The 23,334-nt window shown below is 68.3% G+C and carries 25 protein-coding genes; 10 read left to right on the plus strand and 15 right to left on the minus strand.

The window, feature by feature from the left end:
• Positions 1 to 129 precede the first annotated feature (129 nt).
• Positions 130 to 1,407 carry a glycosyltransferase gene (locus tag ACEN9O_RS12620; RefSeq protein WP_495617873.1) on the plus strand — a complete coding sequence of 426 codons (1,278 nt, stop codon included), beginning with the start codon at positions 130 to 132 and terminating at the stop codon, positions 1,405 to 1,407.
• 62 nt (positions 1,408 to 1,469) lie between these two features.
• Here the strand turns inward: ACEN9O_RS12620 and ACEN9O_RS12625 are convergent, their stop codons facing one another.
• The 5 genes from ACEN9O_RS12625 to ACEN9O_RS12645 form a co-directional block, all read right to left on the minus strand.
• A complete protein-coding gene (locus ACEN9O_RS12625; protein WP_495617874.1) occupies positions 1,470 to 1,820 on the minus strand; it encodes an HVO_A0114 family putative DNA-binding protein in 351 nt (116 codons plus the stop codon).
• Entirely contained in the window at positions 1,820 to 2,020 is a 201-nt protein-coding gene (locus tag ACEN9O_RS12630) for a hypothetical protein (RefSeq protein ID WP_495617875.1), read from the minus strand. Before ACEN9O_RS12630 ends, ACEN9O_RS12625 begins: the two co-directional genes overlap by 1 nt.
• An 86-nt stretch (positions 2,021 to 2,106) precedes the next feature.
• Complete coding sequence (locus ACEN9O_RS12635; RefSeq protein WP_495617876.1) at positions 2,107 to 2,838, minus strand: metallophosphoesterase family protein; 732 nt, start codon at positions 2,836 to 2,838, stop codon at positions 2,107 to 2,109.
• Positions 2,839 to 2,840: 2 nt separating this feature from the next.
• Complete coding sequence (locus tag ACEN9O_RS12640) at positions 2,841 to 3,392, minus strand: cysteine hydrolase family protein (RefSeq protein WP_495617877.1); 552 nt, start codon at positions 3,390 to 3,392, stop codon at positions 2,841 to 2,843.
• Position 3,393: 1 nt separating this feature from the next.
• Positions 3,394 to 4,080: a GNAT family N-acetyltransferase gene (locus ACEN9O_RS12645; protein WP_495617878.1), complete on the minus strand. Its 687-nt coding sequence runs from the start codon at positions 4,078 to 4,080 to the stop codon at positions 3,394 to 3,396.
• 122 nt (positions 4,081 to 4,202) lie between these two features.
• On the opposite strand from ACEN9O_RS12645, the gene ACEN9O_RS12650 reads away from it, so the two are divergent.
• Positions 4,203 to 4,580 (plus strand): Rossmann-fold NAD(P)-binding domain-containing protein, encoded by a 378-nt coding sequence (locus ACEN9O_RS12650; RefSeq protein ID WP_495617879.1) that lies wholly within the window; start codon positions 4,203 to 4,205, stop codon positions 4,578 to 4,580.
• Between the two features lie 6 nt (positions 4,581 to 4,586).
• Here ACEN9O_RS12650 and ACEN9O_RS12655 read toward each other — a convergent pair whose 3' ends face one another.
• The 4 genes from ACEN9O_RS12655 to ACEN9O_RS12670 form a co-directional block, all read right to left on the minus strand.
• Positions 4,587 to 7,166, minus strand: coding sequence for a BACON domain-containing protein (locus ACEN9O_RS12655; protein ID WP_495617880.1), 2,580 nt, complete (start codon positions 7,164 to 7,166; stop codon positions 4,587 to 4,589).
• A gap of 118 nt (positions 7,167 to 7,284) precedes the next feature.
• A complete protein-coding gene (locus tag ACEN9O_RS12660) occupies positions 7,285 to 8,469 on the minus strand; it encodes a tetratricopeptide repeat protein (RefSeq protein WP_495617881.1) in 1,185 nt (394 codons plus the stop codon).
• Positions 8,470 to 8,591: 122 nt separating this feature from the next.
• Positions 8,592 to 9,812: a DUF2863 family protein gene (locus ACEN9O_RS12665; protein ID WP_495617882.1), complete on the minus strand. Its 1,221-nt coding sequence runs from the start codon at positions 9,810 to 9,812 to the stop codon at positions 8,592 to 8,594.
• A gap of 16 nt (positions 9,813 to 9,828) precedes the next feature.
• Complete coding sequence (locus ACEN9O_RS12670; protein ID WP_495617883.1) at positions 9,829 to 10,695, minus strand: HDOD domain-containing protein; 867 nt, start codon at positions 10,693 to 10,695, stop codon at positions 9,829 to 9,831.
• 32 nt (positions 10,696 to 10,727) lie between these two features.
• On the opposite strand from ACEN9O_RS12670, the gene ACEN9O_RS12675 reads away from it, so the two are divergent.
• Both ACEN9O_RS12675 and ACEN9O_RS12680 read left to right on the plus strand, forming a co-directional pair.
• Entirely contained in the window at positions 10,728 to 10,865 is a 138-nt protein-coding gene (locus ACEN9O_RS12675; protein ID WP_495617884.1) for a hypothetical protein, read from the plus strand.
• A 72-nt stretch (positions 10,866 to 10,937) separates the two neighbouring features.
• Positions 10,938 to 11,507, plus strand: a complete 570-nt coding sequence (locus tag ACEN9O_RS12680) for a DNA-3-methyladenine glycosylase (RefSeq protein ID WP_495617885.1) — start codon at positions 10,938 to 10,940, stop codon at positions 11,505 to 11,507.
• Here ACEN9O_RS12680 and ACEN9O_RS12685 read toward each other — a convergent pair.
• Positions 11,412 to 13,070 (minus strand): methyl-accepting chemotaxis protein, encoded by a 1,659-nt coding sequence (locus tag ACEN9O_RS12685; RefSeq protein ID WP_495617886.1) that lies wholly within the window; start codon positions 13,068 to 13,070, stop codon positions 11,412 to 11,414. The two genes, ACEN9O_RS12680 and ACEN9O_RS12685, sit on opposite strands and share 96 nt — an antisense overlap.
• A 15-nt stretch (positions 13,071 to 13,085) precedes the next feature.
• The gene (locus ACEN9O_RS12690) at positions 13,086 to 13,547 is read right to left on the minus strand and encodes a cache domain-containing protein (RefSeq protein WP_495617887.1); all 462 of its coding nucleotides are present in this window, start codon (positions 13,545 to 13,547) and stop codon (positions 13,086 to 13,088) included.
• A 237-nt stretch (positions 13,548 to 13,784) separates the two neighbouring features.
• Between ACEN9O_RS12690 and ACEN9O_RS12695 the strand changes: the two genes are divergently transcribed.
• From ACEN9O_RS12695 to ACEN9O_RS12710, 4 genes are read left to right on the plus strand one after another with little or no spacing between them, the layout of a single operon-like run.
• A complete protein-coding gene (locus ACEN9O_RS12695; RefSeq protein ID WP_495617888.1) occupies positions 13,785 to 15,257 on the plus strand; it encodes a KamA family radical SAM protein in 1,473 nt (490 codons plus the stop codon).
• A gap of 8 nt (positions 15,258 to 15,265) precedes the next feature.
• The gene (locus ACEN9O_RS12700; protein WP_495617889.1) at positions 15,266 to 16,552 is read left to right on the plus strand and encodes an MFS transporter; all 1,287 of its coding nucleotides are present in this window, start codon (positions 15,266 to 15,268) and stop codon (positions 16,550 to 16,552) included.
• Positions 16,549 to 17,430, plus strand: a complete 882-nt coding sequence (locus tag ACEN9O_RS12705; RefSeq protein WP_495617890.1) for a 2OG-Fe(II) oxygenase — start codon at positions 16,549 to 16,551, stop codon at positions 17,428 to 17,430. The genes ACEN9O_RS12700 and ACEN9O_RS12705 overlap by 4 nt, the downstream gene beginning before the upstream one ends.
• A 41-nt stretch (positions 17,431 to 17,471) precedes the next feature.
• Positions 17,472 to 18,323, plus strand: a complete 852-nt coding sequence (locus ACEN9O_RS12710; protein WP_495617891.1) for a fumarylacetoacetate hydrolase family protein — start codon at positions 17,472 to 17,474, stop codon at positions 18,321 to 18,323.
• On the opposite strand, the gene ACEN9O_RS12715 is transcribed toward ACEN9O_RS12710, so the two are convergent.
• Complete coding sequence (locus ACEN9O_RS12715; RefSeq protein WP_495617892.1) at positions 18,320 to 19,723, minus strand: aspartate aminotransferase family protein; 1,404 nt, start codon at positions 19,721 to 19,723, stop codon at positions 18,320 to 18,322. The two genes, ACEN9O_RS12710 and ACEN9O_RS12715, sit on opposite strands and share 4 nt — an antisense overlap.
• 120 nt (positions 19,724 to 19,843) lie before the next feature.
• Between ACEN9O_RS12715 and ACEN9O_RS12720 the strand changes: the two genes are divergently transcribed.
• Entirely contained in the window at positions 19,844 to 20,398 is a 555-nt protein-coding gene (locus ACEN9O_RS12720) for a carboxymuconolactone decarboxylase family protein (protein WP_495617893.1), read from the plus strand.
• Between the two features lie 17 nt (positions 20,399 to 20,415).
• Positions 20,416 to 21,417, plus strand: a complete 1,002-nt coding sequence (locus ACEN9O_RS12725) for a serine hydrolase domain-containing protein (protein WP_495617894.1) — start codon at positions 20,416 to 20,418, stop codon at positions 21,415 to 21,417.
• Here ACEN9O_RS12725 and ACEN9O_RS12730 read toward each other — a convergent pair.
• The 3 genes from ACEN9O_RS12730 to yjgA are packed head-to-tail and all read right to left on the minus strand — an operon-like array spanning position 21,414 to position 23,291.
• Positions 21,414 to 22,082, minus strand: coding sequence for an alpha/beta hydrolase (locus ACEN9O_RS12730; protein WP_495617895.1), 669 nt, complete (start codon positions 22,080 to 22,082; stop codon positions 21,414 to 21,416). The two genes, ACEN9O_RS12725 and ACEN9O_RS12730, sit on opposite strands and share 4 nt — an antisense overlap.
• Before the next feature lie 8 nt (positions 22,083 to 22,090).
• The gene (mog, locus tag ACEN9O_RS12735) at positions 22,091 to 22,699 is read right to left on the minus strand and encodes a molybdopterin adenylyltransferase (protein ID WP_495617896.1); all 609 of its coding nucleotides are present in this window, start codon (positions 22,697 to 22,699) and stop codon (positions 22,091 to 22,093) included.
• Positions 22,689 to 23,291 carry a ribosome biogenesis factor YjgA gene (gene yjgA / locus ACEN9O_RS12740; protein ID WP_495617897.1) on the minus strand — a complete coding sequence of 201 codons (603 nt, stop codon included), beginning with the start codon at positions 23,289 to 23,291 and terminating at the stop codon, positions 22,689 to 22,691. Before yjgA ends, mog begins: the two co-directional genes overlap by 11 nt.
• Positions 23,292 to 23,334 lie beyond the last annotated feature (43 nt).

Genomic DNA, 23,334 nt, shown 5'->3' on the forward strand with positions numbered 1-23,334 from the left:
TGAGGGCTATCGGCTTCTTCGGGACCCCGCTCCTACCATAGGCTTTGAACGCAAGCTCGATGTGTGGCGGCAGCTCGGCGCCTGTCTGCAAGGGGCGTTATAATTTTCTCAAAACGAATAGGCTGAACCATGAAGATAGGCATGCTGACCTGGGGCTCGCACGGCGATATCCGTCCCTTCCTCGCCCTGGCCGATGGCCTGCAAGCGGCGGGGCACGAGGTCCATCTCGTCATCTGCTGCCTGCAGGCGGGCCTTTACGAAGGAGTCCGTTCGGCGCAAGGCGCGAAGATCACCGTGCACTCGCTGGCGTTCAGCGCCGAGGAGGCGGAGCAGATCGGCCATGCCGCCTACACGATCCGCGATCCCATGAAGCAGATGGCGGCCCTGCTGCGCATGGCCTTCGCTCCGGCCGAGGACGCAATGTTTGAAGCGGCCCGCAGCCTGTGCGCCGAATCGGACCTGCTGATCGGTCACTACTTCATGCATCCTTTGCAGATCGCGGCGGAGCATGCGGGCCTGCCCTATGTCAGCGTGCTGTTGACGCACGCGGCCGTTCCCAGCGACTACCAGCATCCACTCGGCTTGCGGATGCTGGGCAAGCCGGGCAATCGCCTGTTCTGGTGGCTGACGAAGGCCATGCTCAATCGAACGCTGCGGCATTATCCGGACCGGCTGCGCAAACAACTCGGCATGCCGCCGCTGCGCGATCTGGTTTCCGAAGTCTGGGTGTCGCGTGATCTTGCGCTGGTCGCGGTCAGTCCGCAAATCTGCCCGCGCCAGCCGGACTGGCCCGACTCGATCCAGGTCTGCGGTTTTCTGGACCGGCCGAACTGCGAGCTGGAAGGCGCCTTGCCGGTGTCGTTGTCCAGCTTCCTGAGCGCCGGCGACGCGCCGGTCTACATGACCCTCGGCAGCTGGATGCCCGCGGACCTGCCCGGCCAGACTGAGGCGCTGCGCTTGCTGACGGCGGCTGCGCGCCTGGCCGGCAGTCGTGCGATCATCCAATGCCACGCCTGGGAGGCCTGCGGCTTCCGGTCCGACCAGCAGATCCTTTACATCGCGACCGCGCCGCACCAGCAGATCTTCCCGCACTGCTGCGCCGTGCTGCATCATGGCGGCGCGGGCACGACGCAGTCCGCCACGCTGGCCGGCGTGCCGTCGCTGGTGATCGCCCATATCAGCGAACAGGAGCACTGGGGGCGCGAGTTGCATAGGCTGGGCATCGCCGGCAAGCCATTCAAGCGCCGCAGCGCGAGCCCTGCCAGGCTGGCGGCCCAAATCCGCCAGCTGCGCGGCACGCCCGCCATGACCGTCCGCGCGCAAGCGATCGCCCAGGCGATGGGACACGAGAATGGCGTGGCCGAAGCGGTACGCCAGATCGGCCAGCGCTGGAGCGCGCCCGTCTAGGTTAGCAGCCGCTGCATTCGACCCGGGTGTCAAGTTGAACGGAAGCAGGTTCCTCCAAAGATTCAATGAGCGACAATGCGGAACTCGGTCGCTTTAGCCACAGGGCGCACTTGATTCCGCTCTCGTCTCAACTCCACGATGCCGTAGTTGGACATTGTTTTCAGTGTGCGCGACAGGTTGCTTGGTTTACGGCCAGTTGCCTCTGCCAATGCCGAGATGGATTCGGGTTGTGTTTCCATAATCACGTGAAGCAACGCCCGGTTTTCATCGCTCAGGACTTCCGCCAGCGATTTCATCGAGGTGAACCAGACTTTGGGCTCGTTCGGCTTCGGTTTGTAATTGCCGCGTGCGATCGCGAGCACGCGCTCGCGAATTTTCTCTTGCGACAAGATGCCAATAAAAATTGGTTTCATCACCTTCTCACCTCCTGCAGTATGCGGTCCACGTCAGCAAAGAAATCGTTGATGAGTTGCTGTGCATCCTTGAACTCATATGGCACTCCTTGATCTGATGGATGGCGGTGTTTGTGGTCGAAAGCCACGATGCGTCCCGCATATTTGAACTTCTTTGGCGGCTTTACGAGCAAGGTGTCAATGGCGGGATCGATCTTCATAAGTCCTGGCGTGGCGTCAACTGTCAGCGGGCTTTTCCATCGCCGCGCTTCTGGCCGCGCCCGCACGCACGATTATCTGCCCAGCCCTATTGTTTGGCCGACATATAGCCGGTCATCAGCGCGACGGCCCAGTCTTCGCGGCCGTTGGCGCAGGCCAGTTCGGCCATGCCGCGGTAGTCGTAGGGGACGTTGATCAGCTGCGCCTGCCATTGCTGCTGGCGGCGCTCGACGATGGCGTAGCGGGCGTCGGGCGAGCCCGATTCGATGACGTGCGGGTAGGGATGGTCGTCGGCATACGCCGGCTGGCCGACGCTGCCGGGATTGACGATCAGCTGTCCGCGCGCGCTGCGCACGCTGCGCGGCACGTGCGTGTGGCCGCAGGCGACCAGGCTGGCGTCGACCTGGCCGAGGCGCTGTTCGATGTCGGCGGCGCCGGCGTGGCGGTCGGCCGTTTCCAGCAGGCCGGTGAGGTCGCTGGTCGGCGTGCCGTGGCACAGGAACACGTCTTCGTTGTATTGCAGCGCCGGCTGCAGCGCGGCGATCCACGCCAGCTCGCGCGGCGTCAGCTGCGCGCGGGCGTAGGCGTCGGACGCGCCGGAGCCGGGGTGCAGCTCGAGGATCTGCCGCTCGTGGTTGCCGGCCAGGTGGGTCCAGTCCTGCATCATCAGGAAGCGCGCGGTCTCCAGCGGCAGCAGCGGGCCGGACAGGCTGTCGCCCAGGTTGACGACCGCGTCCACGCCCTGGTGGCGGATGTCGGCCACCACCGCTTCCAGGGCGGCAAGGTTGCCGTGGATGTCGGAGACGATGGCGATGCGCATGGCTAGCTATCCTTGAACGTGCCCAGCAGGGAGGCGGTGTCGACGATGGCGGCGTATTCGCCATCGAGGTTGGACAATGCCATGTAGTGTACATCGTCCGCGCTGCGGGGCGCGCCCGCGTAGTCGTTCCTGGCGTAGGCGTAGCAGGCGTCGGCCACCACCCGGGTGGCGAAGCCGAGGTTGCCGGCGCTGCGGGCGCTGGCTTCCACCGAGTTGTTGGTGCTCACGCCCACCAGCACCACGCGATCGATGCCGCGCACCCGCAGCCAGCGCTCCAGCCCGCTGTTGACGAAGCAGTCCGGCACATTCTTTTCCACCACGTGTTCGTGCGCCAGCGGCGCCAGGCGCGGCTGGAATTCGGCGCCCGGCTGGCCCGGCCAGAACGGCGAACCCGGCGTGCGCGACATGTGGCGCACGTGGACCACGGGCGCGCCGGCCGCGCGCCAGGCGTCCAGCAGGGCGGCGATGTTGCGCTCGGCGTCGGGGTTGTTGCGCACGCCGGCTTCGGGGCTGGCCATGCCTTGTTGCATGTCGATGATGATCAAGGCCTGCATCTCAGGGTTCCTCGCGCGAGATCACCCGCACCACCGACTCCAGGTAATCCTCGAAGCCCATGCGCAGGTAGAGTTGGTGCGCGTCATTGCTGCGCATGACGTGCAGGAAGGAGGTGTCGCCGCGCCGCGCGTGGTGGCGGATCAGCTTGCGTATCAGTTGTTTGGCCAGGCCCCGGCCCTGGTAGTCGGGGTGGGTGCAGACGCCGCTGATCTCGCACAGGCCCGGCGCCCGCAGGCGTTCGCCGGCCATCGCCATCAGCCGCTCGCCGTCGAAGTAGCCGAAGTAGTCGCCCAGCTCGATGGTGCGGATGCCGAACGGGCCCGGTTTGCACAGCAGGGCCAGCTCCAGCGCCTGCGCCGCGTGCTGCGGACCCAGCTGCCGGGCTTCCGGCGCCGGCTCGGCGGCCGGCGTGGCGCCTTGCCAGACCATGCGGAACATGGTGCTCTCGGCCTCGATCTTCCAGCCGGGCGGGGCGGCGCCGTGCCAGCTGTCGCAGTAAAACGGCTCGCCCGGCGCGCACACCGCGGCCAGCGCGGCGAAGTCCGGCCGCGCCGGCTCGGCGAAGGCGACGATGGGGGAGAAGCCCTGGGTGTAGCGGCGCGCGCCGCCGCTGCCGGCGGCGTGGCGGGCGTGGGCGCCGGTCAGGGTGTGCCAAAAAATGTGGTCCAGCTGGTCGTTGCGTTGCATGCGGCTTGCCTTGTCGGGGGAGCGTGGTTATGCTTGCTTTAAATATACTTTCTTTTAACACAGTTTTGACAGGGGTATCGATCGCAGTTCAATTCAGGCAGTTCAACTTAGCTGGGGACAACATGGATAATCAGAAAATCGCCATCGTCGGACTGGGCCGTATCGGCTCGGCTTTCCTGCGCAATATGCTGGGCCGCCGCGAGCGCGGCGTGGAGTTGGTGGCCGTGGCTGAAAGCGGCGACACGCCGGGCCGCCAGCTGGCGCTGGACGCCGGCCTGAAGGTGGTGACGCTGGACCAGATCGTCGCCCTGGGCAGCGGTGTCGACATCCTGTTCGACCTGACCGGCATCCCCGCCGTGCGGCGCGAGATCCGCGAAAAGCTGATGGCGCAGGGTAACCACCACACGGTGATCGCCTCGGAGACCATCGCCCGCCTGATCTGGGCCATGACCACCGACGACGACCTGCCGGTCATCGCCGGCCGCAGCACCGGCTACTGAGGCTGCCTACGGCCCGACCGGGACGATGGTGGCCACGCCATCGTCGGTAATGCCGATCAACAGCAGGCCGTCGCCCGACACCGCCAGCTGGCGCGGCAGCAGCAGCCTGCCGCTGGACAGCTTGAACTGGTTGAGCAGCTTGCCGCTGGTGTCGTACATCCACACATCGCTGATGGCCGCCTTGACGGCGGCGCCGCAATAGATGCGGCCGTCGCTGCCCAGCTTGACGTTGTTGGGCGTGCCGTCGCCGGCCGCCAGGTAGCCCAGCACCCCCAGGTCGACCGGATTGAGAATGCTGCACAGCTTGGGCGTGCTGCTGGCGGTGTAGATCCGCGTGCCGTCCTGGCTGACCGCGATGTCCTGGCCCAGGGTGCCGGTGTTGGCGTGGCTGGCGGCCGGAACCTTGGCCGGATACAGGGTGCCGCCGTTGAGGGCGGCATAGTCGACGCTGAGCGTGGTGATGGCCACTACTGCGGCGTTCTCGGCCTGCTGCAGCAGGCGGTTGCCGTCGCCGCTGGCGGCCAGCGTGCCGCCGCCGGCCAGCGGCAGGCTGAGGCGGGCGCCGCTGGACGTCAGGTAGGCCGCGCCGTTGCTCAGCACCAGCATTTCCACGCCGTTCGGGCGTATCACCTTGAGGCGGGTCGACTGGTCGGCGTCGACCGCCTGCTGCGACAGCACCGCCTGGGTGTTGAGGTCGATGGTGACCAGCGAGTGGCTGCTCAGGTTCAGCAGGTACAGGTAGTCGCCGTTGGCGCTGGTGGCCATGTCGCCCAGGCTGGCGCCCAGGCCGGTGATGGTGCCGGTCTTCTGTCCGCTGTAGAGGTTGTAGATGTCGATGTAGGCGCCGCCGTTGTGCGCGTAGGCGTAGGGCCGGATCGGATCGGTGATCACGTTGGTGTAGGTCAGCGCGGTGCTGGTGTTGGCCTGCGGCGTGCGCGTGCCTTTCCACAGCGCCACGCGGATCGGCTCGGGCGCGCTGGCGTCGGTGTCGAACGGGGTCAGCGTGACGGTGGCGATGCTCAGCGTGTTCGCGCCCAGCGTGGTCGGGTCGGCCGTCAGGATCAGGTTGCTGCCGTTGACGCCGGCCGTCAGCCAGCTCTGGCTGGAGGCGGCGCTCATGCCGCCGAAGCTGCCGTAGTTGTCGCGCACGGTCAGGGTGCGGGTCAGCCTGCTCCAGCCCGGCGTGCCGCTGAAGGCGACCCCGGTCTCCGACGGCAGCAGCTTGTGCTGGTCCTTGTTAATCGTCAGCAGCACCGGCGCGACCACGCGGTCGCCGTTGACGCGGGCGGTGGCGTTGACCAGCGCCGAGGTGACGCCGACGCCGGCGTTGGCCGGCAGCGCGCTGAAGGCGACGTTGCTGGCGCCTTGGTTGACGTTGCCGCCGAGGACGCTGGCGGAGGCCCAGCCGGGCAGGGTGCCGAACGACCAGGGCCAGGCGTTGGTGACGGTGTTCAGGCTCAGCGCCAGGCTCGGGCTGGCGCTGAAATCGCGGCCGTAGGGGCCGCCCAGGGTGATGCTGTTGAGCGATGCGCTCAGCGTGGCCGGGCTCAGGTTGAGCGTGACCGGCAGGCTGCGGCCGGCCTGGCCGGTGGCGCTCAGGGCGACGCTGCCGCTGTAGCTGGCGCTGGCCAGCGTGCCGACGGTGGGATCGACCGTCAGCACCGCGGTGGCCGGCGTGATGCCGCTGGTGGGCGAGATGCGCAGCCACGCGCCGTTGGCCGTGGCGCTCCAGCTGGCGCTGCTCTGGTCGTCGGTGTCGAGCGTGATCACCTGGTTGGGCACCGGGGCGCCGTTGATGGCGTTGAAGGTGACGCTGCCGGCGGTGACCAGGCCGCTGGGCTGGACCGACAGCGTGGCCGGCAGCACGGCGCTCTGGCCGTCGCTGGCGCTGATGGTCAGCGTGGTGCTGTAGTCGCCCACCGCCAGGCCGGTCGGATCGAAGGCGACGCTGAGCGTGCCGCTGCCGTTGCCGCTGGCGGCGCCGGGCTTGAGCCAGGCGGCGCCGCTGGTGGCGGTCCAGCTGCGGCCCTCGCTGCTGATGGCGACGTTGATCGCGGCCGGCGCGGCCGCGCCCAGGTGGGCGGTGCCGCCGAGCGCGACGGCCGGCGTGGCGCTAAAGCTCAGCTGGCCGACCGGCACCACCTGCAGGTTGTAGGGCAGCAGCATCGGCGAGCCGGGGAATTGCGCGGCGCAGCCGCTGTCGCGGCACAGGCGCACGGTGAAGCTGCCGGTGTAGCTGCCGGCCGCCAGCGACGGCGAGGTTTGCAGCACGGCGTGGTACTGAGTGTCGCTGTCGCGTATCAGCTGGGCGTTGGGCAGCAGCACGCCGTTGCTGTCGACCACGCTGGCGAGCACGCTGCTGGCGTTGGCGAAGTCGGCCGGCCTGGCCACGGTGGCGATGATGTTGAGGGTGAGCGAGGTGCCGGCGTTGATGTTGCCGCGGACGGTGTCGGGGTTGAAGCTGAGGGCGGGCGAGACGGCCGGGGTGCCGGGATCGGCGCTGCTGCCGCCGCCGCCACCGCCGCATCCGGTCAGCAGCGCGGCCAGCAGGAGTGGCAGAAGGTAGACGGACCTGGGTCTCAGCATGGCGGTATCCTTGGGTAAGCACAGCTTGATTTACACATTTTGCATTGTTGCGTGTTTGCAACTATGTGTCAAGCGCCGGGCCGGGGCCGCGCCCCGGCCAGAATACCATCGCGCACGCCTATTTGCCCGCCGCGTGCGCCTCATAGGCGCGGATGCGGTCCAGCTTGGCCGAATACAGGTCGTGGTCGCCACGCGTGGTGCTGTTGGCTAGGGCCTTGACCATGTGGATGTCCGCTTCGCGCAGATTGCCCAGCTGGTAATTGGCCAGCGCCAGCCAGAAGTGGAACTCGTGGTAGTCCGGCGCCCGCTCCACCTCGCGCGCGAACAGGTCGCGCGCGCGGCGGTAGTCGCCGGCCTGCATGGCGGCCTGGCCCAGGTTGAAGAAATGGAAGGGCGGGTCGGGTTCCAGCTGGGCCAGGCGGATGCGCAGCCGGTCCGCCTCGGCCTGCTTGTCCGGGCCGGGCTGGACGGCCAGCGACTGCACCAGGTTGGACAGGAAGATGGTGTTGTCCGGCGCCTGCGACAGCGCGTAGCGCAGCGCCCGCTCGGCGTCGGCCACGTTGCCGTGGTGCTGGTAGACCACGGCCAGCGTGTTGTAGGCGTTCAGGAAGCCCGGGTCCTGCTCGACCGCCTTGCGGGCCGACCAGTAGGCGTCGTCCAGCTTGCCCTGCGACAGCAGCTCGGCGGCGCGGTTGTTCAGGTACATGGCGAGGATGGTCTGCTCTTCCAGCGGCTTGGCGTTTTCGCGCGCCTTGGGCGGAATGGGGATGAAGTCCACCGTCAGCGCGTTCGACAGGTCGACGCTGTAGATGTCGCCGTGCGACAGGCGCGGCCGGCCCAGCGCCAGGTTGACGTGGTTGCTGGCGAAATACAGGTCGCCGGCGCGGCTCCAGCTTTCCTCGACCTCGACCTGCTGGAACTGCACCACGAGGTTGAGCTCGTGCGCCAGCGCGGCCGTCATGATGGCCAGCGACAGGCAGTTGCCGGCGCGCGCCTCGAAGGTTTGCGCGGCGTCGCGGGTCATGGCCGAATCGTATTCGAGCTGCAGCTTGTCCCTGCGGTACAGGGCGTCGAACAGCTCGCGGCGGGGATCCTTGTGCGCCAGGTTGTGGCCGATTTCACGGCTCAGGTAGTCGCGCATCGCCGGGCTGACGGCGAACACGTGGGCAGTGTCGACCGGCGTCGCCGGCGGCTGGAACAGTTGATCGTGGAATACCATCGGCGCGGCCGCGCGCGGCGTCAGCGACGGCCCGGCGCAACCGCACAGCAGCGCGGCGCACACGGTCAGGGCCCATGCTTTCATGACGAGTCTCCCTTTGCTGCGGAGCACAAGCCGGCGCCGCACCAGGCAGCGGATTCTGGGTTCCGCTTGAGGAAAGTATCCTCGGCTCGTGGGGCTATGTCAAACGGGAATTTGCGGCAAGTTCAAGCCAGCGGGCGCAGCTCCAGCGGCTGGCCGTCGGCGTCAAAGCGCAGCGCCACCTGCAGCGCGCCGATGCCGATGCTGGCCAGCGCGTCGCGCAGGTCGTCGACCTCCAGCTCCAGGTCGGCGCCGAGGTCGAGCGGCTTGTCGGCGCTGGCCAGCACGGCCTCGCCGTCGCGCAGCTGGACCCGCAGCACCATCTCGTCGTCGACGTCGGACGGCGCGATGACGGCGTTCAGCGCGTCCGGCGCGCGGCCGGCCATCGCCTGGTTGAGCGTGGACAGCAGTTGCAGCATCGCGTACTCGGCCTGGCCCTGGGCGCGGGCGCCGAAGAACAGGTCCTGGTACAGGAAGTTCAGGCGCAGCGCGTTGTCCGCGCCGCGGCCGCGGCCCAGGCAGCGCGCCACCAGCGGCGCGTGCTGCTCGGTCCATTTCTGGTAGCGCCCGGCGCGCTGGGCGAAGTAGGCGTCGGCCGCCTTCTCGCTGGCCGGCACCTTGTAGAAGGCGTCGTCGGCGCGCTTCATCGCGAAGCCCAGCAGGAAGCGCAGCTCGACGGCGGCGTCGTCCGCGCCGAAGCCGGTGGCCGACCAGCCGGCCGCCATGCTGCGCTCCAGCGCCGGCGCGGCGGCGATCTTTTTCTCGGTCAGCGACTGCGCCGCCTCGCGCACCATGGCGTGCAGCTGGCCGTAGGTGACGCGTTCGAATTGGTCGAGGTCGTAGGCGTGGCTGACCAGCACCACCTTGGCGTTCTTGCTTTCCAGGCCGGCGTCGGTGAAGCTGTCGAGCAGGGCTTCGTAGGCGGCGGCGTCCTGGAAATCGAAGGCCGGGTCGAGGCCGCCCTGGCTGTGGACGAACACCGGAATGGCGAAGGCGTCGATCTCCATCTCGGGCGCGCCTTCGCGGCGCAGGATCAGGCTGGCCGCGCCTTCCTCGACCGCGTTGCGCAGGTAGCGGTAGCCGTCGCGCGATTCGTCGCGCGCCAGTTCGATGGCGCCGTACAGCACCTCGTCCTTGCCCTGGTTGAGCAGCTTGCGTAGCAGGCGCTGGAAGTCCAGCGCTTTCTGGGCCAGCTCGGCGCGGGTGCTGTCGGCCACGATGTCGTCGTTGAACTCGCCGTCGGCCAGGTCCAGGGCCAGGGCGCACAGTTCGGTGGTTTGCTGCTCGTCTTTCAGTTCCGGGGAGTTCGCGGATTTGCGCGGTACGGGGCGCTTATTTTTAGGCATGTTTCTGATGGTTCGCTTATCGTTCGGTGTGGAAGGCTTCGTGCAGTTCGTCCAGCAGGTCGGCGGTTTCATCCTCGGACAGGCCGAGGTGGCGGCAGGCCTGGTCGCCGCCCTTTTCCCATTCGTAGGACAGGTTGGCGCCGTGGAAGCGGGCGATGCCTTTTTCCGCCAGCAGCGCCAGCGCCACCAGCGAGCGCACGGCGTCGTCGGTGGCCGGGTCGTCCAGCACGCGGTAGTCGTGGTGCAGCAGGATGGCCCACGAGACGTCCGGCGACAGCCCCCAGTTGCGCGCCAGCAGGCAGCCGATGGCGGCGTGGTTGGTGCTGTAGCGATTATCCTCGATGTCGGTGAAGGCTTGCCCGGCGTCGTCGCAGGCGTCGGCGTAGGTGGCGGCGTAGTCGGCGAAGCGGTTCATCAGCAGCGGCACGCCGATGTCGCAGAACAGGCCGAAGGTGTGGGCGATGTCCGGCGGGGCGATGCGCAGCTTGCGCGAGAAGAACACCACGGCCTGGGCGCGGCGCGCCGAGATCTCCCAGAACGCGTTCAGGTCGGCTTCCTTGCCGTCGATGGCCTGGCGCGCCAGCAGCCCGGTCAGCAGGGCCGCGCACTGGTTGATGCCGAGGAAATTGATGCCCTGTTCGACCGACTTGGCCTTGCGCGCGGCGCCGAAGAACGGCGAGTTGGCCAGCTTGAGCAGGGCGCCGGACATGCCGACGTCGTTGCCGATGATGCGGGCGATGCGGCGGGGCGACGGATCCGGCTGGGCCAGCTCGCGCTGCAGGTCGACGAGCAGGCTGGGCCGTGGAGGAATACGGATGGAGCGCATCAGCGCTTCTTCCACCGCGTTTTCAACTGGCATGGCTGGGGCTGCAACTGTCGTCATTGTGTTCTTCAGGGGCTACGGGTGGCGATGCAATGCTGCACTATAAACCAGTGCGCTCACGCATGCTGGGCATGCTTACCCTGATTATCGCCGCAAGCGCGGGCGGCGGGCATGAATTTATCCTGAATTTCTGCCGGGGCCGCCATATTTTGTCGCTAATTCCCGCCTGACGGGGCGATTCGATAATCATTTGTCACGGATTTCGTGAGCTTCCAGGCCAGATTGGCATTTACAATACGGCCATGGACACACATCTGGCCGGCATAGATTTCAGCGCGCCCTCGGCCGAGGTGGCGCGGCAGCTGATCGGCGTCACCCTGCTGGTGGACGGCGTGGGCGGGCGCATCGTCGAGACCGAGGCCTACGACCGCACCGAGCCGGCCGCGCACAGCTTCAACGGTCCGACGCCGCGCAATTTTTCCATGTTCGGGCCGCCGGGACGCAGCTATGTGTACCGCTCGCACGGCTTGCACTGGTGCCTGAATTTCGTCTGCCGCGAGGAGGGCCACGGCGCCGGCGTGCTGATCCGCGCGCTGGAGCCGCTGGCCGGGCTGGCGCAGATGCGCGAGCGGCGCGGGCTGGACGACGAGCGCCTGCTGTGCTCGGGGCCGGGGCGGCTGTGCCAGGCGCTGGGCGTCACGCGCGCGCACAACAACCTGGCGCTGGACGCGCCGCCGTTCGCCCTGCTGGCGCCGGAGCGGGCCGGGGTCGCCGTGCTAGCCGGCCCGCGCATCGGCATCAGCAAGGCGATGGAGCTGCCGTGGCGCTTCGGCCTGGCCGGCTCGCGCTTTTTGAGCAAGCCCATGCGCTGACGGCGCCTCCACCTTGAACACCGACACCGCCTGCGACAGCTGCACCGCCTGCTCCTGCAGGCTGGCGGCGGCGGCGGCCGCCTGTTCCACCAGCGCGGCGTTCTGCTGCGTCACATCGTCCATCTGACCGACCGCCTGGTTGACCTCGGCGATGCCCTGGGCCTGCTCGGCGCTGGCCTTGCTGATGCGGGCGATGACGTCGTTGACCTGCTGCACCGACTCGACGATGGCCTCCATGCGCTCGCCGGCCTGGTGCACCGAGGTGCTGCCGCTGTCGATGGTGGCCACCGAGGCCGCGATCAGCGCCTTGATCTCCCTGGCGGCGGCGGCCGAGCGCTGCGCCAGCGTGCGCACCTCGCTGGCGACCACCGCGAAGCCGCGGCCCTGTTCGCCGGCGCGCGCCGCTTCCACGGCCGCGTTGAGCGCCAGGATGTTGGTCTGGAAGGAGATGCTGTCGATCACGCCGATGATGTCGACGATCTGGCGCGAGCTGGCGCGGATCGAGGCCATGGTCTGCACCGCCTGGTGCACGGCGGCGCCGCCGTGCCGGGCCAGGTCGGCGGCGCCGGCCGCCAGCCGGCAGGCCTGCTGGGCGCCGGCGGCGTTGTCCTGCACCGCCTTGGTCAGGCTGGCCATGGCGCTGGCGGTTTCCTCCAGCGAGCCGGCCTGCATCTCGGTGCGGGTCGACAGGTCGAGGTTGCCGCTGGCGATTTCGTGGGCGGCGCAGTCGATCGCCTGCACCGACGCCAGGATGGCGCTCAGGATCCGGGTCAGCTTGTGCATGGTGTGGTCCAGCATGCGGGCGGTGTCGGCGATCTCGTCGCGGCCGTGGTTGTCGCCGCGGCCGGCCACCAGGCGGCCGGCCTCCAGCGCCACCACCACGTCGGCGATGGCGCGGATGTCGTGCAGCATGGCGCCGCGCACCGCCATCGTCACCCCCATCGACAAGGCGATCGACAGCAGCACCATCACCGCCATGCTGGTGCCGAGGGTGTGGAACTCGTCCCGCGCGCGCGCGTAGGCCTGCTCGCTGAGGGTTTTTTCCAGCGCCGACAGCTGCGCCAGCTGTTCGTTCAGCAGCAGGAATTGTTTTTCGCCGTGGGCCATGGCGTTGGTGGCGATGCTCTGGTCGATGCTGGCCATCTCCATGGTGTCCTGCACGGCCTTGCGGTAGGCGGTCAGCGATTGCAGCGTCTGCTCGACGATCTTGCGCTCGGCGGCGTTGTCGTCGGCCGTGGCCTGCGTGCCCAGCTGGCGCAGCTGGGTCTCGATGTTGGCGTGGCCGGCCTTGATCTGCCTGGCCAGCGCCTCCAGCCGGGGCTGGGAGAAGCTGCCGTTGACCCAGGCCAGCAGCTGGTAGATGTGGGCGTGGGCATAGCGGGTTTCGCCGGTGACGTCGGCGGCGGTCCTGAGGCGGGCCGCGCGCACCTGCACCAGGTTTTCCAGCGAGGCGTTCTGCCGCACCATGCCGTAGTAGGCGGCGGCGGCCGTGACGACCAGCAGCAGCAGCACCAGGCCGGGCGCCAGCAGCAGTTTGGGACCGATACGCAGTTTGCTCAGCATGGTGCTCTCCCGCCGCTATTTTTTGTAGATGCCCGCTTCCAGCACCACGTCGCCGACGCGCAGGATGTAGGTGGTCTTGGGTTCGATCTTGCCGCTGCCGGGATTCTTGTACTGGTAGTCGACCCAGCCGTGGCCTTTTTTGGCGGCCAGCTCGATGATCTCGCGGCGGTATTTCTTGCCGCTGGCGTCGGGCACGTCGGTCAGGTCCTTGCCGACGATGGAGGGGTTGAAGGGGTGCGCCAGCACGACGCCGGTGCCGAGGTCGCGCAGGTCGACGTACAGCGAACCCTGCACGAATTCCGGATCCTTGGCGGCGACCTTCCTGATCAATTCGTCCTTGCCGTGGGCCTTGAGGAAGGCGGCGCTCTTCTCCACGATGGCGATGGCGTCCTTTTCGATGGGCTCGGCGGCGAAGGCGGGGGCGTGCAGCAGGGCGGCGGCGACGGCGACGGCGGCCAGCAGGGCGTTGTGTCTCATGGCGGTTCCTTGTGGTGGGGGCGGGCAGGCTTGCTCTCATGAACTGTACGCCGGCGTGGAGGGCGAGGATTGCGCTGCCGCAAGTTCTGGCCGTATGGCAATTTTGCACGCCGCCGGCGTCAAGGGAAAATCTATTTCCGTGCGTCAGTTGATTTGCGGCAATCACAGTTCCGGCGGGCGGCCTAGCATGCAGTTTCCGCTCCCCCCCTTCCCCTTTTATTGCGATAGGAACCTGCGATGACCTCTACCCCGATAGCGTCCTGGAATAGCGCCGCCGCCCAGGCGCCCAAGTTCAAGCCCTTCATCCGCCAGACCATCCCCAATTCCCGCCAGTGGGAATGGCTGACGCCCGATTTGCAGGAAGCGGTGCAGGTGGTGTCGCACGTGCTGCCGTTCCGCACCAATGAATACGTGATGGACCACCTGATCGACTGGAGCAACATCCCGGACGATCCGATCTTCCGCCTGACCTTCCCGCACCGCGACATGCTGGCGCCGGACGACTACGCGCAGCTGCGCGAGCTGGTGCTGGGCCGCGCCAACCAGCAGGCGCTGACGGAGCTGGTGCGGCGCATCCGCCTGCGCATGAACCCCCATCCGGCCGGGCAGATGACGCACAACGTGCCGCGCGTGAACGACGCCCCGCTCAAGGGCCTGCAGCACAAGTACAAGGAGACGGTGCTGTTCTTCCCCAGCGCCGGCCAGACCTGCCACGCCTACTGCACCTTCTGCTTCCGCTGGCCGCAGTTCGTCGGCATGGACGACATGAAGTTCGACGCCAGGGAGTCGCACCAGCTGGCCGACTACCTGCGCCTGCACCCCGAGGTGACCGATGTGCTGATCACCGGCGGCGATCCGCTGATCATGAACACGCGCTCGCTGGAGGCGTACATCGAGCCGCTGCTGGCGCCGGACCTGGCGCACATCCAGAACATCCGCATCGGCACCAAGTCGGTGGCCTACTGGCCGCAGCGCTTCGTCACCGACCGCGACGCCGACGACCTGCTGCGCCTGTTCGAGCGGGTGGTCGGCAGCGGCAAGAACATGGCCATCATGGGCCACTACAACCACGCGGTGGAGCTGCGGCCGGCGATCGCGCAGCAGGCGGTCAAGCGCATCGTCGGCACCGGCGCCACGCTGCGCATGCAGGGGCCGCTGATCCGCCACATCAACGAGGACCCGCGCAGCTGGGCCGAGTTGTGGCAGACCGGCGTGCGGCTGGGCGCCATCCCCTACTATATGTTCGTCGAGCGCGACACCGGCCCGCGCGAGTACTTCCAGCTGCCGCTGGCGCGCGCGCACGAGATCTTCCAGCAGGCCTACCAGATGGTGTCGGGCCTGTCGCGCACGGTGCGCGGGCCGTCGATGAGCGCCTTCCCCGGCAAGGTGGTGATCGACGGTATCGTCACCATCGGCGGCGAGAAGGTGTTTGCCTTGCAGTTCCTGCAGGCCCGCAACGCCGACTGGGTGCGCAAGCCGTTCTACGCCAGGTTCGATCCGCAGGCCACCTGGATGGACGAGCTCAAGCCGGCCTTCGGCAAGGACAAGTTCTTCTTCGAGGAGGAGGGCGGCAGCCGCAGCGAGTACGGCGCCGAGCCGCCGGGCCAGCGCAAGGTGATCCCGCTGATGCCGGCGCGCCAGGACGAGGCGCAGCGCGGCGGCGCGGCGGTCGTCAGCGCGGCCGGCTGCGGCGCGCGCAGTCCCGCGTAGGTGCGGCCATGTCCGGCCGCGCGGTGTTCGTGCTGGTGTTCCTGCCGTTCGCGCTGGGCCACTACCTGTCTAGCCTGATCCGCACCGTCAACGCGACGCTGGCGCCGCAGCTGATGGCGGCGCTGGCGCTGAGCCCCGGCCAGCTTGGCCTGCTGACCAGCGCCTTCTTCCTGGCGTTCGCGCTGGCGCAGCTGCCGGTCGGCATGGCGCTGGACCGCTGGGGGCCGGCGCGGGTGCAGCCGCCCATGCTGCTGCTGGCGGCGCTGGGCGCGCTGGCCTTCTCCGGCGGCCACGGTTTCGCCCAGCTGCTGGTGGCGCGCGCGTTGATCGGGCTGGGGCTGGGCGGCTGCTTCATGTCGGCGGTGAAGGCGGTATCGACCTGGATCGCGCCGGCGCGGCTGCCGTCGGTGCAGGGTTACCTGATCGCGGCGGGTGGCCTGGGCGCGGCGTCGGCCACCTTGCCGGTGCGGCTGGCGCTGCACTACACCGACTGGCGCGGCCTGTTTGTCGGCCTGGCCGCGATGGCGGCCGCGCTGGCGCTGCTGATACGGCTGGTGGCGCCGGCCACGCCGCCCGCCGCAGCGTCTGCCGGCGCCGCGCGGCCGGCTAGCCTGACGGTGCTGCGCGAGGTGCTGAACCATCCGGCCTTCCGCGAGGTGGCGCAGCTGGTGCTGGTGCCGCACATGGTGTTCTTCGGCATCCAGGGCTTGTGGATCGGCCGCTGGCTGACCGACGTCGCCGGCTACTCCGAGGCGGCGGTGGCCTACCTGCTGTACCTGGGCATGGCGGCGGTGATCTTCGGCGCCATCGCGGTCGGCATGATCACCGAATGGGCCGGCCGGCGCGGCGTGGCGCCGGTCAGCGTGGCGGCGGCCGGGGTGGCGCTGTTCATCGCGGTGCAACTGGGCTTTGTGTGCAACTGGGCGCCCAGCTACCAGCCGCTGTCGGTGTTGTTTACGCTGGTGGGCACGGTCACCGGCATCGAGTATGCGATCGTCGCGCAAAGCCTGCCGGCCGCGCTGACCGGGCGCGGCGCCACCTGCCTGAACCTGTTGATCTTCCTGGGCGCGTTCGCGGTGCAGGCGGGCTTCGGGCTGCTGCTTGGCTGCTGGCGGCCGGACGTGCTGCGGCACTATCCGGCGCAGGCCTACCAGGTGGCGTTCGCGGTGCTGGTGCTGCTGCAGCTGCGCGGACTGTTGTTATTCGCGCGGCGGCGCTGCGGTGCGGGCGCGCAATCCGGTAGAATCGAGCACCAATCCGGCAGCCCGGCAACCAGCCCTCCGATCGCACGATGACTACTGCAACCACCGTCTTTGTCTCCCTGCCGGCCGTCTGGCAGGACTGGATCATGGAAAACCTGGCGCGCGCCTGCAGCCCGCTGGACATGGCCAACAGCATGGTGGCCTCCGGCCAGCACAGCATGGCGGTGGCGCGCGCCGCCATCGACGAGGCGCTGGCGCTGCGCGCGGCGGCCGAGCATGCGCCGGCGCCGCAGGCCAGCGTGTTCGTGGCGCCGCAGCAGATGCCGTACATCGACCTGGAACGCAACCTGGTCGCCGCGCCGGACCGCGTGGTGGAAGTGCTGTTCGTGCTGAAGCAGCCGCAGATCATCCTGCTGGGGAATGTGCTCAGCGACGAGGAGTGCGACGCCATCATCGCCCATTGCGGCACGCGCTACACGCGCTCCACCGTGACCGGCGAGGCCGACGGCGCCAGCGTGGTGCACGAGGGCCGCACCAGCGAGATGGCCTTCATCCAGCGCGGCGAGGCCGACGTGGCCGAGCGCATCGAGCGGCGGCTGGCGGGGCTGGCGCACTGGCCGGCCGAATGCAGCGAGCCGTTCCAGCTGCAGAAGTACGGCGTGACGCAGGAGTACCGCCCGCATTACGACTGGCTGGACCCGGACAGCAGCGGTCATCGCAGCCACCTGGCGCGTGGCGGCCAGCGCCTGGCCACCTTCATCCTGTACCTGAGCGACGTGGAGCAGGGCGGCGGCACGGTGTTCCCCGGCCTGGGGCTGGAGGTGTATCCGAAGAAGGGCAACGCGCTGTGGTTCCTCAACACCGACCTCAATCACCAGCCGGACAAGCAGACCTTGCACGGCGGTGCGCCGGTGGTCAGCGGCACCAAGATCATCGCCAACAAATGGCTCAGGCAAGGGCGCTACGGTTAGAATGGCGGGCACAGACCCACCGCTTTTAACCTAGGAACCCCATGAGACTCGTTCGTTACGGCCGTCCCGGCAAAGAGAAACCAGGCCTGATCGATGACGAAGGCAAGCTGCGCGACCTGTCCGGCGTGATCGCCGACATCGACGCGGCGCAGCTGGCGCCCAAGGCGCTGCGCAAGCTGGAGAAGATCCCGCACGCCTCGCTGCCGCTGGTGCGCGGCAATCCGCGCTACGGCGTGCCGCTGGCGCGCGTGGGCAAATTCATCGGCATCGGCCTCAATTACTCGGACCACGCGGCCGAATCGGGCATGCCGGTTCCCAAGGAGCCGGTGGTGTTCATGAAGGCGATCACCTGCCTGTCCGGCCCGGACGATCCCATCATGCTGCCGCAAGGCTCGAAGAAGACCGACTGGGAAGTGGAGCTGGGCGTGGTGATCGGCACCCGCGCGCAGTATGTCAGCGAGGAGGACGCGCTCAAATACGTGGCCGGCTATTGCGTGGTCAACGACGTGTCGGAGCGCTCGTTCCAGCTGGAGCGCGGCCCGCAGTGGGACAAGGGCAAGGGCTGCGATACCTTCGGCCCGGTCGGCCCGTGGCTGGTGACGCAGGAAGACATCTACGATGTGCAGAAGCTGGACCTGTATCTGGAGCTGAACGGCAAGCGCATGCAGACCGGCTGCACCGACACCATGGTGTTCTCGGTGGCGCAGATTGTCAGCTACCTGTCGAAGTTCATGACGCTGGAGCCGGGCGACGTGATCGCCACCGGTACGCCGCCGGGCGTGGGCCAGGGCCGCAAGCCGCAGCGCTTCCTGAAAAAAGGCGACGTCCTGCGGCTGGGCATCGCCGGCCTGGGCGAGCAGCAGCAGGACGTCATCGCCTGGACGGCGCGCTAAACCCGCACGGCGAGCCGCCGCGGGGTCAGACCCCGTACGGGGTCTGACCCCTCTAACGGTGGCGGGGTGCAGGTGGCGCTGGCCAGCGCCCGCGCCAGGGCGTCGGCCAGCCGGCTGGTGATCTCCGCCAGTTCGGCCTCGGTGGCGATGAACGGCGGCGCCAGCAGGATATGGTCGCCGCGCCGGCCGTCGATGGTGCCGCCCATCGGATAGACCATCAGGCCGCAGGCCATCGCCTGCTGCTTGACCGCCGCATGCAGCTGGCAGGCCGGATCGAAGGGCTCCTTGCTGTCGCGGTCCCGCACCAGCTCCAGCGCCAGCAGCATGCCGCGCCCGCGGATGTCGCCCACGTGCGGATGGTTGCCGAACGCCTCGCGCAGCATGCGGCGGAAGGCGGCGCCGCGCACCGTGACGGCGCCCAGCAGACAATCCCGCTGTATCACCTTCTGCACCGCCAGCGCGGCGGCGGCGGCCACCGGGTGGCCCATGTAGGTGTGGCCGTGCTGGAAGGCGCCGCTGCCTTCGCGCAGCCGCCGCACCACATGCGCGCGCGCCAGCACGGCGCCGATCGGCTGGTAGCCGGCGCCCAGGCCTTTGCCCAGCACCACCAGGTCCGGCAGCACGCCTTCCTGTTCGAACGCGTACAGCGTGCCGGTGCGGCCCATGCCGCACATGACTTCATCGAGGATCAGCAGGATGCCGTACTGGTCGCACAGCTTGCGCACGCCGCGGAAGTAGCCGGGCGTGGGCGGCACGGCGCCGGCGGTGGCGCCCACCACCGTCTCGGCCACGAAGCCGATGATGTTCTGCGGGCCGTGTTCGAGGATGGTCGCCTCCACTTCGGCCAGCAGGGTGGCGGTGTAGTCGGCGGTGCTCTGGCCGTCGGCGCGGTCGCGGTACTCGTAGCAGGGGGCGACGCGCGGCACCGCCATCAGCAGCGGCTCGAACGGGCGGCGGCGCCACTCATTGCCGCCGATGGCCAGCGCGCCCAGCGTGTTGCCGTGGTAGCTCTGGCGGCGCGCGATGAACAGGCTGCGCTGCGGCTGGCCCGCTTCGACCCAGTACTGGCGTCCCAGTTTGAGGGCGGTCTCCATCGCCTCGGAACCGCCCGACACCAGGTAGACGTGATCGAGGTCGCCGGGGGCATCGTTGGCCAGGCGGCTGGCCAGTTCCTCGGCGGCGTCGCAGCTGAAGAAGGCCGTGTGGGCGTAGGCGTTGCGGTCGATCTGGGCGTGCATGGCGGCCAGCACGTCGGGATGGCCGTGGCCCAACGAGGAGACAGCGGCGCCGCCGCTGGCGTCGAGATAGCTGCGGCCCTGGCTGTCGCGCACCGTCAGGCCGGTGGCGCCGACGGCCAGCGGCGGGGCGCGGCGCAGGTTGCGGTGGATGATGTGGCTCATGGCGTCCTTTCGGTCGGGGTGACGAAGAGCAGACGATAGCTGTGATCGGCTTGTGTTCTATTGATCTATGCCGCACCATGAGCGAATAATTTTCGTGTATGCCCGCAGGAGTGACTGTTTATGATTGACCGTTTGGGACCAATTCCGTTTGCCGACATGAGCGCGGCCCAGCAGGTGGCGGCGCAAGCCGTGATCGACGGGCCGCGCGGGGCCTTGTACGGGCCGTTCGTGCCGCTGATCCGCAGCCCGGAGCTGATGGCGGCGGCGCAGCGCATGGGCGAGTACCTGCGCTACCGCAGCGCGATCGGCACGCGGCTGACGGAGCTGGCGATCCTGGTGACGGCGCGCCAGTGGAGCCAGCAGGTGGAGTGGGCGATCCACGAGCCGATCGCGCGCCAGTACGGCATCGCGGATGAGGTGATCGCGGCGGTGGCGGCGCGCCGGCGGCCGGACGGCATGGCGGCCGACGAGGCGCTGGTGCACGACTTCTGCCTGCAGCTGCACCAGCGGCAGCGGGTCGATGACGAGACCTACGCGGCGGCGCTGGCGGCCTTCGGCGAGCACGGGGTGGTGGACCTGATGGGCATCAACGGCTACTACACCTTCCTGGCGATGGTGATGAACGCGGCGCAGACGGCGGTGCCGGCGTCCGCGGCCGCGCCGCTGCCGGATTGACGATCAAAGAGATAGTGATGGATCAACTGAGAGCATATTTTTTGCGCCTGCAGGCGACGCTGCCCGCCGACGGGCCGGGCTTCAGCGCGCTGGTGGTGCGCGATGGCGAGGTGACGTTCGAGCTGCACCATGGCCTGGCATCGCTGGAGCTGGCGGTGCCGTTGTCGGCGCGGTCGGCGTATTACCTGGCGTCGGAGTCCAAGCAGTTCACCGCGGCGGCCGTGCTGGCGCTGGTGCGCGCCGGGAAGATCGGGCTGGATGACGATGTGCGCGCGCTGCTGCCGGAGCTGGCCGGCTTCGAGCAGCCGTTCGCCTTGCGCAGCCTGCTCAATCACAGCAGTGGAATTCCGGATTACTTCCAGTTCCTGCGCTGCCAGCCGGGCAGGCACGAGGCGGACTATTTCAACAACGCGGACATCCTGCGTGTGATCGCGCGCATGGACACGGTCGACGGCGGCGCCGGGCATCGCTACAGCAACAGCAACTACATCCTGCTGGCGGCGCTGATCGAGCGCCTGAGCGGCATGCCGGCCGCGCGCTACCTGCGCGAGACGCTGCTGCTGCCGCTGGGGATCACGCGCATGGGCTTTGACGACGACCGCCAGAACGTGTTGCCGCATCGGGTCAGCAGCTACGAAGCCGATCCGCAGCGGCCTGGCGGCTACCGCCAGCATCTGGGCAATGCCAATACGGTGGGCGACGGCGGCATGTACGCCAGCACGCAGGAGCTGGTGGTGTGGGAGCGCGCGTGGCACCGGCAGTGGGCCGAGCCGGACAGCTTGCTGCATGCGATGTTGCAGCCGTCGCCGCTGGCCGACGGCACGGTGCCGGATTACCGCTTCGGTCTGGAGTGGGTGCGGCGCCAGGAGCACGACGTGGTGTTCCATGGCGGCTGCCTGTGGGGTTTCAATACGCTGTTGCTGCGCCTGCCGCAACTGCGCATGTCGGTGATCCAGCTGGCCAATTCCGACCGCGCGCAGCCGGAACTGGAACCGCTGGTGGCGGCGGCGCTGGCTTAGGCCAGCACCTTCTTCAGCCAGGCGCTGATGTGGTCCACTTCTTCCTGGCACAGCGAGTGCTGCATCGCGTAGTCGTGCCATTCGACGTTATAGCCCAGCTGCTTGAGCAGGTCGCGCGACTGTTCGGCGCGGGCTACCGGGATCACCGGGTCCATGCGGCCGTGCACCATGAAGATCGGCGTGGCCAGGCTGGCCTGGGTGTGCTCGGCGGCGGCCTTGGCGGCGATCGGCACGTAGCCCGACAGGCACATCAGGCCGGCCAGCTTCTCCTGCTGGCGCATGCCGGTCTGCAGCGTCATCGCGCAGCCTTGCGAGAAGCCGGCCAGGATGATGCGCCCGGCCGGGATGCCGCGCGCCTTCTCGCGTTCGATCAGCGCCTCGACCTTGGCTTGCGAGGCGCGCAGGCCGGCTTCGTCTTCCTGGCGGCCCAGGTCGCTGGCGACGATGTCGTACCAGGCCCGCATCACGTAGCCGTTGTTGATGGTCACCGGCATGGTGTCGGCGTTGGGGAAGATGAAGCGGATCGGCGGCAGGCCGCGCAGGTCCAGCTCGCGCAGCATGGGCACAAAGTCGTTGGCGTCGGCGCCCAGGCCGTGCATCCAGATGATGGCCACGCTCGGGTTGGCGCCGGTTTCTTTTTCGATGGTTTGCAGCAGGGTGCTCATGGGCGTCCTCAGGGTTGGGGGCGTAGCGCGGATTTGGGGCGGAAGGCCTTGCACACGGCCGGGTCGGTTTCCATGTAGGGGCCGCCGATCAGGTCGACGCAGTAGGGCACGGCGGCGAAGATGCCGCCCACCAGCGTGGCGCCGGCGGCGTCCTTCAGGCCGCCCAGCGTCTCGGCGATGGCCTTGGGCTGACCGGGCAGGTTCAGCACCAGCGCCGCGTGGTCGGCGGTTTCGCGGATCACGGCGGTCTGGCGCGACAGGATGGCGGTCGGCACGAAGTGCAGGCTGATCTGGCGCATCTGCTCGCCGAAGCCGGGCATCTCCTTGGTGCCGATCGCCAGCGTGGCTTCGGGCGTGACGTCGCGCCGCGCCGGGCCGGTGCCGCCGGTGGTCAGCACCAGGTGGCAGCGGGCGACGTCGACCAGTTCGGTCAGCGTGGCTTCGATCTGCGCCCGTTCGTCGGCGATCAGGCGGGTTTCAACACGGTAGGGGGTGGTCAGGGCGCGCGCCAGCCAGTCCTGCAGGGCCGGCAGCCCCAGGTCCTGGTAGACGCCGCCGCTGGCGCGGTCGGAGACCGACACCAGGCCGATCACCAGGGTGTCTGCATTACTCGTCATCGGACTCGCTGTCTTCGTCGTCAACCTCGGCGGCAGCCTTGCCCTTTTTGGACTCGATCTGCTTGAGGAGCTGGAAGATCTCGCGGTAGGCCTTAGGCGGCTTGCTCTCGGCCTGTTCCTTGCGGGCGTTGCGGATCAGGGTGCGCAGGTGCTGCACGTCCAGTTCCGGATTCTCTGCCAGCAGCACGGTCAGCGCCTTGTCGTCGGCCAGCAGCTTGTCGCGGCGGCGTTCCAGCGCGTGCATGGCGGCGGTCTCGGACTTGGAGGCGCCCTTCCAGCTGTCGATGGTCTGCTGGATCACAGCCACTTCGGCCTCGTCCAGGGTGCGCATCTTCTTGCCGACGAATTGCAGCGCGCGGCGCCGGCCCTCGTGGTTGGTGATCTGCTGGCATTCGAGGATGGCGTCGCGCACGTCCTCGGGCATGGCGACGCGCTTGACGCGGTCGCGCGCCGCCTCGACCAGGGTCTCGCCCATTTTCTGCAGGGCGTCGGACTGGCGCTTGAGCTCGGATTTGGAAGGACGTTCGTACTCTTGCTCGAATTCGGTGGAGCTGAAGCCCACGCCGCCGCTGCCGCGATTGGGATTTACCATAATATTAACTCTCTGTCAGGCGCGTGGCCGCACCTGTAAACTG

The organism is Duganella sp. Dugasp78, assembly GCF_059491455.1.

Excerpts from the sequence above, each read along its gene's own strand:
- ACEN9O_RS12700 (WP_495617889.1), top strand. The coding sequence starts at position 15,266 with ATGTCCGGCCGCGCGGTGTTCGTGCTGGTGTTCCTGCCGTTCGCGCTG.
- ACEN9O_RS12645 (WP_495617878.1), bottom strand. The coding sequence starts at position 4,080 with ATGCAACGCAACGACCAGCTGGACCACATTTTTTGGCACACCCTGACC.
- yjgA (WP_495617897.1), bottom strand. The coding sequence starts at position 23,291 with ATGGTAAATCCCAATCGCGGCAGCGGCGGCGTGGGCTTCAGCTCCACC.
- ACEN9O_RS12725 (WP_495617894.1), top strand. The coding sequence starts at position 20,416 with ATGGATCAACTGAGAGCATATTTTTTGCGCCTGCAGGCGACGCTGCCC.
- ACEN9O_RS12625 (WP_495617874.1), bottom strand. The coding sequence starts at position 1,820 with ATGAAACCAATTTTTATTGGCATCTTGTCGCAAGAGAAAATTCGCGAG.
- ACEN9O_RS12665 (WP_495617882.1), bottom strand. The coding sequence starts at position 9,812 with ATGCCTAAAAATAAGCGCCCCGTACCGCGCAAATCCGCGAACTCCCCG.
- ACEN9O_RS12705 (WP_495617890.1), top strand. The coding sequence starts at position 16,549 with ATGACTACTGCAACCACCGTCTTTGTCTCCCTGCCGGCCGTCTGGCAG.
- ACEN9O_RS12655 (WP_495617880.1), bottom strand. The coding sequence starts at position 7,166 with ATGCTGAGACCCAGGTCCGTCTACCTTCTGCCACTCCTGCTGGCCGCG.
- ACEN9O_RS12635 (WP_495617876.1), bottom strand. The coding sequence starts at position 2,838 with ATGCGCATCGCCATCGTCTCCGACATCCACGGCAACCTTGCCGCCCTG.
- ACEN9O_RS12695 (WP_495617888.1), top strand. The coding sequence starts at position 13,785 with ATGACCTCTACCCCGATAGCGTCCTGGAATAGCGCCGCCGCCCAGGCG.
- ACEN9O_RS12640 (WP_495617877.1), bottom strand. The coding sequence starts at position 3,392 with ATGCAGGCCTTGATCATCATCGACATGCAACAAGGCATGGCCAGCCCC.
- ACEN9O_RS12690 (WP_495617887.1), bottom strand. The coding sequence starts at position 13,547 with ATGAGACACAACGCCCTGCTGGCCGCCGTCGCCGTCGCCGCCGCCCTG.
- ACEN9O_RS12630 (WP_495617875.1), bottom strand. The coding sequence starts at position 2,020 with ATGAAGATCGATCCCGCCATTGACACCTTGCTCGTAAAGCCGCCAAAG.
- ACEN9O_RS12675 (WP_495617884.1), top strand. The coding sequence starts at position 10,728 with ATGCTGCACTATAAACCAGTGCGCTCACGCATGCTGGGCATGCTTACC.
- ACEN9O_RS12670 (WP_495617883.1), bottom strand. The coding sequence starts at position 10,695 with ATGACGACAGTTGCAGCCCCAGCCATGCCAGTTGAAAACGCGGTGGAA.
- ACEN9O_RS12660 (WP_495617881.1), bottom strand. The coding sequence starts at position 8,469 with ATGAAAGCATGGGCCCTGACCGTGTGCGCCGCGCTGCTGTGCGGTTGC.
- ACEN9O_RS12680 (WP_495617885.1), top strand. The coding sequence starts at position 10,938 with ATGGACACACATCTGGCCGGCATAGATTTCAGCGCGCCCTCGGCCGAG.
- ACEN9O_RS12650 (WP_495617879.1), top strand. The coding sequence starts at position 4,203 with ATGGATAATCAGAAAATCGCCATCGTCGGACTGGGCCGTATCGGCTCG.
- ACEN9O_RS12685 (WP_495617886.1), bottom strand. The coding sequence starts at position 13,070 with ATGCTGAGCAAACTGCGTATCGGTCCCAAACTGCTGCTGGCGCCCGGC.
- ACEN9O_RS12720 (WP_495617893.1), top strand. The coding sequence starts at position 19,844 with ATGATTGACCGTTTGGGACCAATTCCGTTTGCCGACATGAGCGCGGCC.
- ACEN9O_RS12730 (WP_495617895.1), bottom strand. The coding sequence starts at position 22,082 with ATGAGCACCCTGCTGCAAACCATCGAAAAAGAAACCGGCGCCAACCCG.
- ACEN9O_RS12620 (WP_495617873.1), top strand. The coding sequence starts at position 130 with ATGAAGATAGGCATGCTGACCTGGGGCTCGCACGGCGATATCCGTCCC.
- ACEN9O_RS12710 (WP_495617891.1), top strand. The coding sequence starts at position 17,472 with ATGAGACTCGTTCGTTACGGCCGTCCCGGCAAAGAGAAACCAGGCCTG.
- mog (WP_495617896.1), bottom strand. The coding sequence starts at position 22,699 with ATGACGAGTAATGCAGACACCCTGGTGATCGGCCTGGTGTCGGTCTCC.
- ACEN9O_RS12715 (WP_495617892.1), bottom strand. The coding sequence starts at position 19,723 with ATGAGCCACATCATCCACCGCAACCTGCGCCGCGCCCCGCCGCTGGCC.